The organism is Streptomyces sp. WAC05292 (assembly GCF_003949955.1).
In the GTDB taxonomy this organism is placed as follows: Bacteria; Actinomycetota; Actinomycetes; order Streptomycetales; family Streptomycetaceae; genus Streptomyces; species Streptomyces globosus.
Window position 1 is genome coordinate 1 of record NZ_RPSE01000017.1, and the last position, 14,089, is coordinate 14,089.

Annotated in this window: 11 protein-coding genes; 2 read left to right on the forward strand and 9 right to left on the reverse strand. The window is 76.3% G+C overall.

Annotated elements, in window-relative coordinates:
• Positions 1 to 227: cupin domain-containing protein (locus tag EF903_RS03845; RefSeq protein ID WP_148142501.1), on the reverse strand; the 227-nt coding region annotated here is incomplete at its 3' end.
• 100 nt (positions 228 to 327) lie between these two features.
• Here EF903_RS03845 and EF903_RS03850 point away from each other — a divergent pair.
• Entirely contained in the window at positions 328 to 1,233 is a 906-nt protein-coding gene (locus EF903_RS03850) for an MBL fold metallo-hydrolase (RefSeq protein WP_125541159.1), read from the forward strand.
• Positions 1,234 to 1,239: 6 nt separating this feature from the next.
• On the opposite strand, the gene EF903_RS03855 is transcribed toward EF903_RS03850, so the two are convergent.
• The 7 genes from EF903_RS03855 to EF903_RS03885 form a co-directional block, all read right to left on the reverse strand.
• Positions 1,240 to 2,724: an extracellular solute-binding protein gene (locus EF903_RS03855; protein WP_125541160.1), complete on the reverse strand. Its 1,485-nt coding sequence runs from the start codon at positions 2,722 to 2,724 to the stop codon at positions 1,240 to 1,242.
• Positions 2,721 to 4,454 carry a VWA domain-containing protein gene (locus tag EF903_RS33820; RefSeq protein ID WP_185902510.1) on the reverse strand — a complete coding sequence of 578 codons (1,734 nt, stop codon included), beginning with the start codon at positions 4,452 to 4,454 and terminating at the stop codon, positions 2,721 to 2,723. Before EF903_RS33820 ends, EF903_RS03855 begins: the two co-directional genes overlap by 4 nt.
• A 1,584-nt stretch (positions 4,455 to 6,038) precedes the next feature.
• Positions 6,039 to 6,383 carry an effector-associated constant component EACC1 gene (locus tag EF903_RS03865; protein WP_125541162.1) on the reverse strand — a complete coding sequence of 115 codons (345 nt, stop codon included), beginning with the start codon at positions 6,381 to 6,383 and terminating at the stop codon, positions 6,039 to 6,041.
• Between the two features lie 24 nt (positions 6,384 to 6,407).
• Positions 6,408 to 6,776: a hypothetical protein gene (locus tag EF903_RS03870; RefSeq protein ID WP_125541163.1), complete on the reverse strand. Its 369-nt coding sequence runs from the start codon at positions 6,774 to 6,776 to the stop codon at positions 6,408 to 6,410.
• Positions 6,777 to 6,839: 63 nt separating this feature from the next.
• Positions 6,840 to 8,306 carry a pyridine nucleotide-disulfide oxidoreductase gene (locus tag EF903_RS03875; protein WP_125541164.1) on the reverse strand — a complete coding sequence of 489 codons (1,467 nt, stop codon included), beginning with the start codon at positions 8,304 to 8,306 and terminating at the stop codon, positions 6,840 to 6,842.
• 5 nt (positions 8,307 to 8,311) lie between these two features.
• Positions 8,312 to 9,517, reverse strand: coding sequence for an MAB_1171c family putative transporter (locus EF903_RS03880; protein WP_125541165.1), 1,206 nt, complete (start codon positions 9,515 to 9,517; stop codon positions 8,312 to 8,314).
• A gap of 392 nt (positions 9,518 to 9,909) precedes the next feature.
• Entirely contained in the window at positions 9,910 to 11,394 is a 1,485-nt protein-coding gene (locus tag EF903_RS03885; protein ID WP_125541166.1) for a DUF3533 domain-containing protein, read from the reverse strand.
• A gap of 126 nt (positions 11,395 to 11,520) precedes the next feature.
• Between EF903_RS03885 and EF903_RS03890 the strand changes: the two genes are divergently transcribed.
• Positions 11,521 to 12,228: a MerR family transcriptional regulator gene (locus EF903_RS03890; protein WP_125541167.1), complete on the forward strand. Its 708-nt coding sequence runs from the start codon at positions 11,521 to 11,523 to the stop codon at positions 12,226 to 12,228.
• A 24-nt stretch (positions 12,229 to 12,252) separates the two neighbouring features.
• Here EF903_RS03890 and EF903_RS03895 read toward each other — a convergent pair whose 3' ends face one another.
• Positions 12,253 to 13,983 carry an FAD-dependent monooxygenase gene (locus EF903_RS03895; protein ID WP_125541168.1) on the reverse strand — a complete coding sequence of 577 codons (1,731 nt, stop codon included), beginning with the start codon at positions 13,981 to 13,983 and terminating at the stop codon, positions 12,253 to 12,255.
• Positions 13,984 to 14,089: the final 106 nt, after the last annotated feature.

The window sequence follows — 14,089 nt, forward strand, 5'->3', positions numbered from 1 at the left end:
ATCACGTGCCCCGTCCCGTGCGGCAGCAGCACCGCGTCGCCCGCGGCCAGGGACACCGTCGCGCCGCCCCCCTCCGGCAGCAGCCAGCAACTCCCCTCCAGCACCACGTGGAACCCGGCCCCGCCGTACGGCGCGAAGCGCGTGCACCACCGCCCGTGCACCCTCATCCGCTGCGACTCGGCCCGCCCCACCCGGACGGCCGCGATCGCGTCGCTCACCACATCCACCCCGCCACCCTAACGGCAGCCCTCACCTGTGAGACGTGTGCGCATCCAACAGAGCCGCAAGCGCATTGAGAGGCTCGAACACGCCTCCTACGGTGGCGCCATGAGCACAGAAACCAGCACGCCGCAGCGCATCGCCGTCGGCGACGTCGAGATCATCCGCGTCGTCGAGTGGCAGGGCCCGTTCGCGCCCGCCGCCGACCTCGTCCCCCAGTCCGCACCGCAGATGTGGCAGGACGGCGGCACCCTCCTGGCCCCCGACCACTACGAACCCGCCCGCGGCCTGGCCGTCATGGCCCTCCAGACCTGGGTCGTGCGCAGCGCGGGCCTGACCGTCCTCGTCGACACGGGCATCGGCAACGGCCGCGAGCGGCCCGAGTCCCCGGACTTCCACCAGCGTCAGAGCGACCTCCTCGGGGACCTCGCCCGCGCCGGGATCCGCCCGCAGGACGTCGACGTCGTCGTCAACACCCACTTCCACGCCGACCACGTCGGCGGGAACACCACCGGCCAAGCCGAAGAGTGGGTCCCCGCCTTCCCGAACGCCCGCTACCTCCTCCCCGCCGCCGACGACCACCACTTCGGCCCCGGCGGCGGGTACGGCGGCGGCCGCAGCCCCGACGACCGGCTGATGTACGAGGACAGCATCGCCCCCGTCCACCGCGCCGGGCAGGCGCGGCTGTGGGACGGCACGCTCCGCATCGACGCGCACCTCACCCTGGAGTCCGCCCCCGGGCACACCCCCGGCTCCGGCGTGCTGCAGGTCGCCTCCCGCGGCGAGCGCGCCGTCTTCACCGGTGACCTCCTGCACAACCCGGTGCAGATCCTCCACCCGTCCTGCAACAGCTGCTTCTGCATGGACCCGGTGCAGGCCGCGGCCAGCCGCCGCAGGATCCTCGAACGCGCGGCGGACGAAGGGGAGCTGGTCATCCCGGCCCACTTCGCCGGTCCCGGAGCGGTTCGGGTACACCGCAGGGGCGGTGCCTTCGGCTTCGACCCGGCCGTCTGACGCGGCTTACGGCAGGGCCTTGCGGAGTTTCGCGTCGAGTGCGGCGGCCAGTTCGGACTTCGACGGCGGCTTCGCGGACTGCAGGCGGCCCAGTTCCGCCGCGAACGTCTGCGTGAACGCGCCGTAGAGAGGGGTGCGGGGCCGCTGGACGGCCTTCTCCAGCGCGGGCAGCAGCGTATCCCGGGCGTACGCGGGCCGACCCTGGGCGTCGCGCGGCATCCGGTCCGTGCGCTCACCCGAAGCCGGCCCGGACGACGGGCCGGCCGCCTTCCCCACTTTGCAGGCGGGCCCGTCGTCCTTGTACGCGGAGTGCCGGGTCGCGGCGAAGCCGGCGTCCAGCAGGCAGCGTTCGCTCTCCCGGCCCGTCAGGAACCGGACGAGGTCCTCCGCGGCGCCCGCCCGCGGCGAGTCCTTCGCGACCGCCAGATTCTGCCCGCCCAGCACGGCCCGCCCGGGCAGCGGGGCGACACCGAGCTGCTCCGGCGCCAGCGACTGGTGCAGCGCGCCGTACGCGTACGGCCAGTGGCGCAGGAACGCGGTGCGGCCGCGCGCGAAGTCGGCGAGGGAGTCCGCCTCGTCGGACCGGGCGGAGTCCGGCAGGGTGTATGCGGCCTGGGTACGGCTGCGCAGTTCCTCCAGCCCTTCCTCCAGAACTTCGGGGGTGCCGCTGTAGCGGCCGGCGCCGTCGGTGAGGCGCAAACCGTCCACCGCGGAGGCGAAGGCCTCGATCCCGTTGACGGTGAGGCCCTCGTACGAGGCGTCGAGCTGCGCCGTCCACCCCTTCTCGTACGCCGGCGCGGGCTTGCGGCCCGCCGCGCCGAGGTCCTCGGTCAGCTGCTGCACCACGGACCAGCGGCTGTCCTTGTCCTTGCCGAGCTCGATGTCCGTCACGCCGGCGCTCTTGAGGTAGTCGCGGCGGTAGTAGAGCAGCCCGACGTCACTGTTGAAGGGGACGGCGTACACCTTGCCGCCCCACTTGGCGGTCGCGGCCACGGACGCGATGACGTCCTGGTCGTCGACCAGGCTGCCGGGCAGCTCCCGGACGAGTTCGGCCGCCGCGAACTCCGGCACCCACGTCACGTCCAGGTTGACGACGTCGTACGCGGCGCTGCCGGACTGGAGGGCGCCGAGGAGCTGACTGCGCTGCTGGTCGGCGGAGCCGGGCAGGTCGACGAGACGGGCCCGCCAGCGGTTGCCGGCGGCCGCCTGCTGCCTGTTCCACTCCTCCACGAGCTGCCGGCGGATGCCGCCCCTGCCGGTGACGTCGACCCCGCTGGCGAGGACGATGTCGCCCGGCGGGTCCACGGACTGGGGTGTTCCGGATTTGCCGCCCGCGGCCGCGCCGCCGGACGGGGTGGCGTCGCACGCCGGGGCCGTCAGCAGCGCCAGCAGCGCGGCGAGGACCCCGCCGGCCCGGCGCCGCCCGCCGCGGAGCGCCCGCCTGCGGCCTCCGGCTGCCGGATGGGCGGCCGCCACCGGTCCGTGCCTCATGCCTCGTCCCCCGTTCCCGTCCTGGCTACCTCTTCCCGCAGCCGGGTGACCAGGTCGCCCTTGGTGTCCAGGCAGCGGCCGCCGCTCGCCTCGGCCACGGCCGCGGCCGGCTTCCCCGGGTCGCAGCCGCCGCCGTCCAGCACGGCCATGACCACGGGGACGCCCTTCGTCCGGGCCGACTGGAGCAGGGCGTCCAGGCGGCCGGGCTCGGTCAGGCGGCCGCTGTCCTCGCCGTCGGTGAGGAACACCACCAGCTGCGGGCGGTGGTCGTCGGTACCGCGCCGGTCCATCTCGTCCAGGGCGGCGGTCAGCGCCCGGTACGGGTCCGCCTCCAGGTCCAGGACGGGAGCGGCGGCCACGGCGCGCTGGGCGTCCGCGCGCCGGGCCTGCCTGCCGAACGGGAGGACCTCGGTGTGGTGGCGGCCGGTGCGCGGGTCGCTCGCGACTCCCCAGACGCCGTAGTCGTCGCGGTCGCCGAGCCCCGCCAGGGACTGGGAGACGATGCCGGGCGCGCCGCTCGCCCCCGTCCACAGTCCGCCCATGGAACCGGAGGAGTCCAGCAGGAACAGCACCCGGCCGGGCCCGTTGGCCTCCCGGTAGCCCTTGAGCGCGTCGGCCATCGCCGTCGGGGACGCCGGGCCGGCGAGCGGTCCCGGAGCCTTGAGGGCCCCGAACGCGTTGAACGGGGCCGTGTCGTCGGTGTCCTTGTCCTTACCGGTCCCGTCCGGGCCGAGCGGGGGGTGGTCGGCGGCGAAGCTGCGGAACCCGTCCTCCCCGAACACGGCGAGCCCGCCCGTCCCGGCGCCCTCCGCCCGGCCGGCGAGCCACTCGTGGAACCGCCGCACCGCGTCGTCGCGCCGGTCGGCGTCCCGGCCCGCGCCCAGCCAGCGGACCCGGACGAACGTCGGGGCGAGCCCCGGCACGTCCACGGGGTAGGCGGCCATCCGCCGGGCCCGGGTCGTGCTGTCGCACGCCACGCCGGTCTTGAGCAGGAACTCCGGGACGAGGGCGGCGGTCCGCTCGTCCACGGCGTCGTCGTCGGGCAGCGTGCACAGCAGGTCCACCCCGGTCCGGGCGGGAAGCCCGGCCTGCGAGACCGCCCGCTCGGCGGTGGCCGGGTCGTCCTGCCCGGGGCCGTGGATGCCGACCGTCGCGAGGAGGCCCGCATCGGTGTGCTCGGGGTCCGTGCGGCGTACCTCGGCCTTGGGGTCCCGCTGCCGCAGGGCCGCCGTGAGCGCGGCGAGGCGGCCCGTACGGTCGGCGAGGGCCTCGCCGGAGAGGTTCTGCGGGACGGCGAGCACGACGGGCGAGTACGCGAACGGCACCGGGTCGGCCGTGAGATCGGCGTACGCGGCCTGGTCCGCGGCGGGCCGGGCCCGCTCGACGCTCGCGGGCGAGGCGGGGATCCAGATGTCGGGCTGCGGGCCGATGTCGCGCTGCGGGTTGTCCTCCTCGCCGGCGGGGCGCAGCCAGTGGTCCGACTGGCGGCCGAACGCGGAGACGACGGCGGCGGATCCGGCACTGTAGACGGTGATGCCGGAGCGGCGGCAGCCTTCCGCGGTCCGGTTGCCGGCGGAGGAGAGGTAGGCCTCGGCGGCCTTGCGGACGGTGGGCTCCAGGTCGGGGTCGGTGAGCAGCCGCAGCTCCAGCGGTGGCCGGCACGGCGGCCGGTCGGCGCCGCCGAAGTACGCGAGGCCGGCGACGATGAGGGAGAGCGCCGCCGCGGGCACCCCGACGAGCGCCGCGAGCCGCCGCGGGGTGTGCCGGAGCCGGTTGCGCCGTCGGCCCTGCCGGGTCCGCTGCCACCGCCTGTCGCGCCGGAGGCGTTCCCGCCGTCGGCTGCACCGCTGCCGCTGCCGCTGCCGCTGCCGCTGCCGCTGTCGCTGCCGCTGTCGCTGTCGCTGTCGTTCGCGGTGCGGGAGCCGGTGCCTCCGCCGACTGGCCCGGCGCCGCTGCCGCCGGGTGTGCCGGAACCGCGGCCGCTGTCGGCCGCGTCGGTGCCGCTGCCTGTGCCGGGCGCGCCGGAGCCGGTCCCTCCGCCGGATGTGCCGGAGCCGCTGGACGGGAGGCCCCCGCCGGGTGCACCGGAGCCGCTCCCGCCGACGCCCGCATCGGAGGCCTTCGGTTCGTCGGGTCCGCCGGGGCCGGATGCGCGGCCGCGGGGGGTGCCCTCCCCGCCGGGACCGACTGTGCGGCCGGAACCGTCCCCGCTGCCGGCACGGGCCGTGCTGCGGGCGCCGCCCGCGGCGCCTGCGCTGCCGGCCGCGGAGCCGGTACCGCCCGAGCCGTCGGAACCGCCTGATCCGTCGCTGCCTGTCGCCGGGCCGGGACCGCCCGGGCCGCCGGCGCCGCCCGAGTGGCCGGAACCGGCTGCTCCGCCGGGACCGCCTGTGCTGTCGGGACCACCCGCGCTGCCGGCGCCGACCGTACTGCCGGAACCAGGCGTGCCCGTGGTGGCGCGGGCGGTCGGGTCGTCCTGCGCGCCCGGCCCGGTCGCTCCGCCTGTCGGCCGGGTCACCGGTAAGCGCGGCGGGCGCCGCGCGGCGACGGCGAGCAGGACGTCGGCACCCGAGGTCGCCGGGCGGCTCTGCGGCTCCCACGGCTCGGGCGGTTCCCGGAGGGTGGTGTGGTGGGTCGACATGTGGACCCGCAGCCGGTCGGCGAGCCCGGCGAACGTCACCTCTCCGCCCCGCCCCCGCAGCCCGCGCTCCAGCAGTTCGACCAGCCGGGCGGTGAACGGCGTGGGCGTGTCGTCGTCGCCGGCGTCGATGCGGTTGTTGGCCTGGACGCTCATCAGCAGCGACGTGCGCCGGCGCTGCGTCGTGCCGAGTGCGTCCCACGCCGCCGCCGCGTTGCCCGCGTAGCAGCAGTCGAGTACGACCACCACCTGTTCCGCCCGCGCCCCCGACAGCACGGCCAGGACCCCCTTCCACGGCGCGGCGCCGAGGAAGACGGACTCGGCGCCGGGGACGATGGTCGCCCGGCGCATCTGGAGCCACAGCCCGTCGCCCGTGCTGGGGACGGCCCCGTGCCCCGAGAAGTAGAGCAGCAGCAGCCCTTCGGCCTCGGCGGCGGCCGTGTACAGCTCGCGGTCGAACTCGTCGACGTTGCGGGGCCGGGAGACGGTGACCCCGTCCGGGCCGAAGACGCCCCCCGTGCGGAGCACACGCTCCAGTTCGGTGAGGTTGTGCGCGACCGCCGGGAGGTCCCCGGACACCCCCGCCGGGTGCTTCGGCTGCTTGAAGGCGTACTCGGGCACGCCGACGAGCAGCGCCCGGTTCACCTTCCCGCGCGGGTCGAAGCGCACCACCCGGCTATCTCCCGTCATTCTCCCGGGTGACCTCGACCTCCGGGGGCTCCCCCCGCTCGACGGCGCGGCGGTTCTCCCGCCAGGCCCGGACCCCGCTCTTCACCTGTTCGTACACTTCCTCGAACAGCTTCGGCGCGGCCGCGCCGACGAGCACCAGCACGATGTCCATCGCGGCCCCCATGGGGCTGCTGTCCGGGTCCGGGGCCGACGGCTGCTCGCGGATGTCCAGGTGCTCGCCGTTCCGGAGCTGTTCGAGCCGGTGCTCGCGCTGCAGCCAGGCCTTCAAGGCCGCGACGTCCGCGTCGTCGGCACCCCGGACCATGCGTACGCGGATGGTGTTGTTCGCCAAAGCTCCCCCCTCAGCCACAACTCCTCATGATGTCACGCGGGTCCGGGCCGGGGGAGGGTTGTGCACGATCGGGTGGCCGAGGACCAGGACGAGGAACGACGGCGTCCGCGACAGCTTCCCGTACCGGTCGCCGAACTCCTCGCGCCGGGCAGGGTCGGCCCGCGGCTCGTACAGCTCGCGCAGGCCGAGTCCGGCGCGGTGCACGTCGGCGACCATGGCACCGAGGGGGCGGCGGAAGAACCGGACGACGGGCGCGGGCGACCCGAAGCCCTGCCACGCGTCGGCCAGTTCCTCCGAGCGGAACCGCGGGTCCAGCAGCGTGTTGTGGACGCTGTCCGCGCTGCCCCGGTCGTACCGGACCGCGACATCCTCGTAATCCCCGTCGTGTGCCATGGCGTTTCCCCCTTGTCTCCCGCGCCGACGTACCGCGGGACGGCGGCTCCGGGTGCGGCCCTGTCAGCGCGGGGCCGGGCCGCCCGGGAGGGGGTCGCGGGCCAGGAGGTCCGCCATGGCGGCGGGCAGCGGCGGGCCGTCCAGCGCGGGCCGGCCCGGCCCCCGGGCGGCCGCCCACAGCACGCGCGGGCCGAACAGCGTGCCGACCCCGGACCGCAGCGTCATGACCTGGGTGAGCGCGCGGGTGACGGTGTGGTCCCCGGTCGCGGTGTGCACGAGGCGGCCCACGTACCGGTTGGCGATCCGGTCGACCGCGCCGGGCGCCCGGCCCCGGCAGCCCGGCAGGCCGATGTCCGCGCCGGTCGCCAGGAGCCAGGCGGCGGTGGCCGGCGCGGCGAGCGCGCGCTGCGCCCGCCGGGTGAACCCGGGCCCGCCGACGCCTTCGGCCCGGGCGGCGGCGTCCCGCAGGGCGAGCGCTCCGAGGGCGGCCACCGACATGCCGTGCCCGTAGACCGGGTTGAGGGCGCAGGCGGCGTCGCCCAGCACCAGGAACCCCTCGGGCATCCGCCGGTGCTCGTAGCGGTGGCGCCGGTTGGCGGTGGCGCGCGTGACGATGACGTCGGAGAGGGGTTCGGCGCGCGCGAGGAGGTCCGCCGCGAGCGGGCTGCGCAGCCGCCGGGCGAACGGTTCGAAGTCCTCGTTCGCGCACGTCGGGTTGGCGCCGCGGCTCCCGGAGAGGCTGACGAGCCATTCGTCGTTCTCGACCGGCAGGATCGCCGCGTACCGGGCCGGCCCGCCCGCCCCGGCCTCCGGCTGGATGGTGACCACGGGCCATCCCCGCGTCGGGAGGGGCGCCCGGTACCGGCGGGTGGCGTACGCGACGCCCGGGTCGACGACCTCGGGTGCGGGGGACGGCAGCCCCAGCCCGGCCAGCCAGCGCGGCGTACGGGAGCCCCGCCCGGTGGCGTCGACGGTGAGGGCCGCGGCGACGTCGGTGTGCGTCCCGTCGGCGTGCCGTACGCGGGCCCCGCACACCCGGGCGGCGCCGCCGAGCAGCGAGACCGCCTCCGCCCCGTGCAGCAGGCGCACCCGGGGGAGGTCCAGGAGCCGGGACCGCACGGCCGCGTCGACGAGGGGGCGGCTCGCGGCGATCAGGAAGTGCGACTCGGGCCACAGCCGGTACCAGCCCGCGGGGGACAGGGCGACCATCGCCGCAGGGACGGGCACCCGGTTCGCGCCGGCCGCCAGCCACCGCGCGCCCGTCCCCGGCAGCAGTTCCTCGATGGCCTCGGCCCCGCCCGACCACAGCATGTGCGCGTGCCGTGCCTGCGGCAGGCCCCGGCGAGCCCCGCCCGCGGGCCCCGGGGCGGGCGGGCCGTCGCGTTCGACGACGACGACCTCGTCCGCGTACGGGGCCAGCGCGGCCGCGGCGAGCATGCCGGCGAGCCCGCCGCCGAGCACCAAAGCGGTCTGCGGTCCGGGGGCGCCCGGACGGCGCGGGCGGCCGGCGGCGCCGGGGAAGGCGGGCATCCGGCTCAGCCGCTCTCCGGGACGCGGGCCCGCAGCGGCCGCCGGGGGCGCGGCGCCTTGCCGAGCCGGGCGAAGTGCACGCCGAGCAGGCCCAGCTCCTCGTACCCGGCCGCGACGGGGTACGGGCTCCGGGAGGCCGGGCCGGCCGGGGCGGGCGCACCGTCCTGCGGACGGCGGGCGGCCCGGGCCCGGAGCGCGCCGCGCAGCAGGGCGGCCTCGGCGGCGGCACGGGCCTGCGCCGCGGAGTGGCCGGCCGCCTCGGCCTGCCGCTCCAGCAGGGGGCGGCTCGCCTCGTCCATGTACGGGGCGAGGTCGTGGATGCCGTCCGCGACCTGGGTGGCCCGCTGCGTCGCCCGCATCGCGATCGGGGACCACAGGGGCAGCCGCATCGTCGTGAACCTGGCGTCCGGATGGTCCTGAAGGGCCCGCCACAGCGGGTACATGCGGCGGTGCGCGCGCCAGGCGCGCCAGGCCTCTTCCAGGCGGGGCCCGGCCAGCGGCATCAGGAACCCGCAGGCGCCCAGGCCGGCGCCGATGCCGGCGGCGGGCGGGGCGGCCGTCGTGCTCAGGACGTCCAGGTCCGCGCCGAGCCAGCGGGCGGCGAGCGCGGTCCCCTTGAGGAGTCCGAAGGCGAGGTTGAAGCTGAACGCGGTGACGAGGGTCAGCAGCCCGTTCCTGACCCAGCCGCGGTCGAGTTCGCGCGCCCAGCGCAGGCAGGTGCGGGTGACGACCAGCGCGGCCCCGGTGTGGGCCGCCAGGTACACGGCGATCAGCTCGCGGAGGAACGGCGTGCGCGCGTAGTGGGTGTCGAAGTCCTGCCGGCGCTCCACCGGCGCGTCACCGAGGGCGAACAGGACGGCCAGGACGGTGATGACGGCGGCGGTCCCGCCGATCCAGCCGAGCGCCTGGCGCCGCTGCGCCCGCGGCGGGCCGCCGCGCCAGTGCAGGATCAGCACCAGGGAGGCGCAGGAGAACGAGACGACGAGTGAGTACACGAGCGGCGCGCTGATGTTCGGCACGCCGGTCCAGCGGTTGACGCGTTCGACCACGGGCGGTGCGGCGAAGAACCAGCTGCTCGCGCCCGTCGCGATCAGCGCGCAGACGGAGCGGACCATGGGGGAGCGCCAGCCGCGCAGCAGGGTGGGCAGTTTCACCGCGAGGGCCAGGGCCATGGCGGTCGCCGGTATGAAGTAGTCGCTGCCTCGCATCATCGGACGTCACGGCGTCCGGGGGAGACCGGGGCGGGCGCAGGGGTCCGGTTCCGGACAGGTGGCTGCGGCGGTGTCCATGGTCTCGGCGAGCCTTCCGTACCCGTCTCTCAACGACCCTCCAGGCGATGGGTGCAGGGGGCGGTCGGGCTGCCGGCACGCTCCTGCGACCTGCAATACCAATAGATCACGGATGGGATCGCTCACGCAATCGAGTGTCGGCAGGTGGACCGGGAGCCGCCGGGCCGGGCCGGGCGGGAAGCCCTGACTTCCGGTCGCTGTCGGTGGTTCGGGGGTGAATGCCGTCTTTTGTTGCGTGGTTGTGGTGGCCGAAACCAGCCGATGTGCCGAACGGGGCCCGCGGCGGACCCCGTTCGACGGTGGCGTACGGCCGGTCAGACTCCGGCGGGCGCCGGAGTGGCCGCGTCCTGTCCGGCGGGGGCGGCGGCCGGGGTGCGGGGACCGTCCGGGCCGTCCTCCGCGGGCTGCGGGATGCGGTGCAGGCCGCGCCGGTCGTACAGGCGGGTCGCGCCGAAGCCGAAGGCCAGGGCGCCGGCCAGGGCGAGGCCCATGGAGGCCCAGGCGCGGGCCAGGCCGGCTTCGGCCTGCGCGTCGAAGTACAGCAGGGAGCGCAGGCCGCCGGTCAGCTGCCGCAGCGGCTCGAACTCCGAGAGCGTGCGGAAGAACCCGGGCAGGGCCTCCAGCGGCACGGTCGCCCCGGAGGAGGGGACGGCCATGGCGATGAAGACGATCGTCGAGACCAGCATGCCGGGCGTGCCGAACGCGGCGAGGAGGGCCAGTCCGCTGACGCCGACGACGGCGATGGTGCCCACCGAGTACAGCCACAGCAGGCCGAGGTGGGAGGCGTCCATGTCGAGCAGGCCGACCGTCGTCGCCTCGACGAGCGAGCCCATGACCACGGACAGGCCGAGCATGAGAGCGGTGGAGATGCCGAGGGTGCGGACGCGGCTGGTGTGGCGGACGGGGGTCCGGCGGCGGAAGGGGCCGAAGTCGGTGTGGAGGTAGCCGAGGGCGTTGTCGACCTGGGAGTGGATGACGTTGGCCCCGAGCATGCCGCACACGAGCAGGACGAGTGCGTAGTAGAAGGCGCTCAGGCCCATCGCGCTGCGCCCGCCGAGCGGGTGCCCGTCGGCGACCTCCACGGCCACCGGGTCGGCCAGCATCAGCCTGGCGGCCGGCGGCAGCTGCGCCTGGGCGGCCGGCTGGCCGCCGCCCGCCTTGGCGAGGAGGTCCTTGCCGAGCTGGGCGGACGCCGCGTGGGCGGCCTTCTGGGTGGCCTGCGAGGCCATGGAGGAGCCGAAGCTGCCGGCCGCCTGGTTCGTCAGCACCGTCAGCTTCGGGCGGGCCGGCTGCGGCTGCGCCTGCCCCTGGCCCTGCGGCTGTGCCTGCGCCTGCCCCTGGCCCTGCGGCTGTGCCTGGGCCGGCGCCTGGCCCCTGCCCTGGGGGGTCTGGCCCTGCCCGGCCTGCGCCGCGGCCGGCTGCCCCGGGGCGGCCAGGCCGGAGACGGCCGCGGTGAAGTCCGGCGGCACGACGAGCGCCCCGTACACCTTGCCCTGGCCGAGCCGCCTGTCGGCCTCCTGCCGGGTCAGGACCTGCCAGTCGATGCTGCGGTCCTTCCCCGCCGAGGCGCGGATCCCGGAGACGACCTGCTCCCCGAGGTTGGTCCGCTTGCCGCCGCCCGCGTCCGTTCCGCGGTCTTCGTTGACCAGGGCGACCGGCAGGTCGCGGAGGTTGCCCTTGGGGTCGACGTTGCCGCCGACGTACAGCAGGGCGAACAGGGTGGAGACGACGGCGAGGATGAGTCCCGAGCCGATCCACAGCCGCGGGCTGCGGAGCACGGAGGGCGGTGAGGAGGTCATGGAGGCTCCCGGGGGAGTGCCGGCAGAAAACTGGATATCTGAGGTATCCAGCACTAGATAGTTGCACTATCTTGGAAGGGTGTCCAATCGGTCCGGCGGAGACCGGCCGCACCAGAGCGAGGAAGCATGAAGATCTCGGAGCTCAGCCGCAGAACCGGCGTGCCGGTCGCCAGCATCAAGTACTTCCGCCGCGAAGGCCTGCTCCCCGCGGGCCGTGCGACCGCCGCCACCCTCGCCGAGTACGGGGACGAACACGTCCAGCGGCTGCGGCTCATCAAGGCGCTGACCGCGCTCGGCGGACTGTCCATCGCCGCCACCCGCGAGGTGCTCGCCGCCCTCGACCGGGCCGACACCACCGACGGCACCCTCGGCGCGATCAGCTACGCGCTCCCCGTCCCCGTCGCCGAATCGCCCGCCGCCGACGCCGAGGAGGACGCCCGCGCCGCGGACGCCGCCGAAGCGGACGTCGCGGAGCTCGTCGCCGCCATGGACTGGCAGGTGTCCGACGTCTCCCCGCACGTCCGCGGACTGGCCACCGCCGTCAAGGAGCTGCGGCGCCTCGACCCGCACTACCGGCCGGACCGCCTCGTCGCCTACGCCGACCTGGCCCGCTCCATCGCCCGCCTCGACCTGGAGCGCGCCGCCGCCATCGACGACCCCGCCGCCCTGGCCGAACAGGCCGTCATCGTCTTCGCCCTCTCCGCGCCCGTCCTGGAACTGCTGCGCCGGCTCGCCCAGGAGGACCTTGTGCGCCGCCGCATCGCCGGCGACGCCGACGCCCCCCGGACCGGCGCGGCCCCGGAGCCCGCCGCCGGCGGCACCGGGGCGCCCTGACCGGCCCCGTCCCGCAGGGCGGCCTCAGCCGGCGAAGACCCGCGCGAAGTGGGCCGCCAGCCCGGCCGCCGCCTCCGGCCCCGCGACCGGCGCCAGCCGCACCCCCAGGTAGCCGTCCGGCCGCACCACGAACGCCGTCGCGCCGCCCGTTCCGTACGCCCGGGCGAACTCGCCCCGGCCGTCCACGAACACGGGCAGCGGCGCCGCGCCCGAGGCCGGCCCCTCGTACGCGGCGTCCACCGCCGCCCCGTGCCGGTCCTGCCCTGCGCCGTCCCCTGAGGGGTCCGGCGCCGCGAGGACCACGCACGCCTGCGGCCCGCTCCCGTCCGCGCCGCCGCCCGCACCGGCCGACCGGCGTGCCAGCGCGGCGAGTTCGCCGCACGCGGGCAGGTCCGCCGCCGACTCCGCGTACAGCACCAGCACGTGCCCGCGGTCCCGCAGCAGGTCGAACAGCCGCAGCGGCACCGACGCCAGCCCGCTCGTCAGGCCGCCGCAGTCCGGTGCGCGCTCCCCCGGCCCCGGGCCCGCGCCGTTCCCGCCGCGCGGGCCGACGAGCGGGCTGCCGGGGTAGGCCACCAGCAGCTGAGCCTCGCGGAGCAGGGCCGTGCCCGCGTCCTCCGCATCCGATGCGGCGCCCTGCCGGGCATGCCGGACCGTCCGGCCCACCACCTCCTCGCCGACGGGGTGCCGCTCGGCGTGGTAGCTCTCCAGCAGCCGCGGGTGCGCCCGGCCCGCCACCGCGAGCGCCAGCTTCCAGGCCAGGTTGTGGGCGTCCTGGATGCCGGTGTTCATGCCCTGCGCGCCGGTCGGCGGATGGATGTGCGCCGCGTCGCCCGCGACGAACACCCGGCCGTCCCCGTACCGGTCCACCAGGCGGTGGCTGATCCGGAACACCGACGACCAGCGCAGTGCCGACGCGGTGACCGGCTCGGGCGCCAGCCGGTCCAGCACCGCCTGGATGTCCTCCAGCCTCGGCCCCCGCCCCGTCTCCAGGCCGTGCGCGACCCCGTCCGCCCCGCCGCCGTCGCCGCCGGAGCCCGCAGCGGACAGTCCGGGCGGCACGAGCATCGACATCCGGTACCGGTGGCGGCCCGGCAGCGGAATGCACACCAGCACGTCGTCCACCGCGCCGTCCGCCCCGTGGTGCAGCGACCGGACGCCGTACCCCGGGGGCAGGCTCCAGTCCACCTCCACGTCGCCGAGCATGTACTCCTCGGGGAACGCCCCGCCCTCGAAGGAGAGGCCGAGCCCCTTGCGGACGGTGCTGTGCGCGCCGTCGCAGCCCACCAGGAACAGCGAGCGGACCTCCTCGTCGCCGCCGTCGGCCGTGGTGATCCGGCTGAGCACGCCGTCCGCGTCCTGCGCGAACGACACCAGCTCGGCGCCGCGCTCGATGCGCGTGCCGAAGCGGGCCAGGTGCTCCTCCAGGATCCGCTCCGTCTCGTACTGGGGGAGCGCCGCGAACCCGTACGGCACCTCCGGCGGCAGCCGCAGGTCGATGCGGCCCTGCTCGGCCCCGTCCACGTACAGCAGCTGCCCGCGCATCGGGACGGCGGCCTCCAGCGCGGCGCGGACCAGGCCCATCCGGTCCCACACCTCCAGGGTGCGGGGCTGGATCCCGACCGCCTTCGCGTACGGCAGCCGGCCCGGCAGCCGGTCGATGACGCGGCAGGCCACGCGCTGGCGGCGCAGTTCCGCCGCCGCGGTCAGTCCGACCGGTCCGGCGCCCACGATCAGCACATCGGTGTCCGTCACTGGCCCTCCCGGGGAGATCCCCGAGCCGCATGTCCTCCCATCGTCGGCCGGGGCCCCGGCACCGGCCACTCGGCGCCGGGGCCTGCGCCCGCTCCGTCCCGCGCCC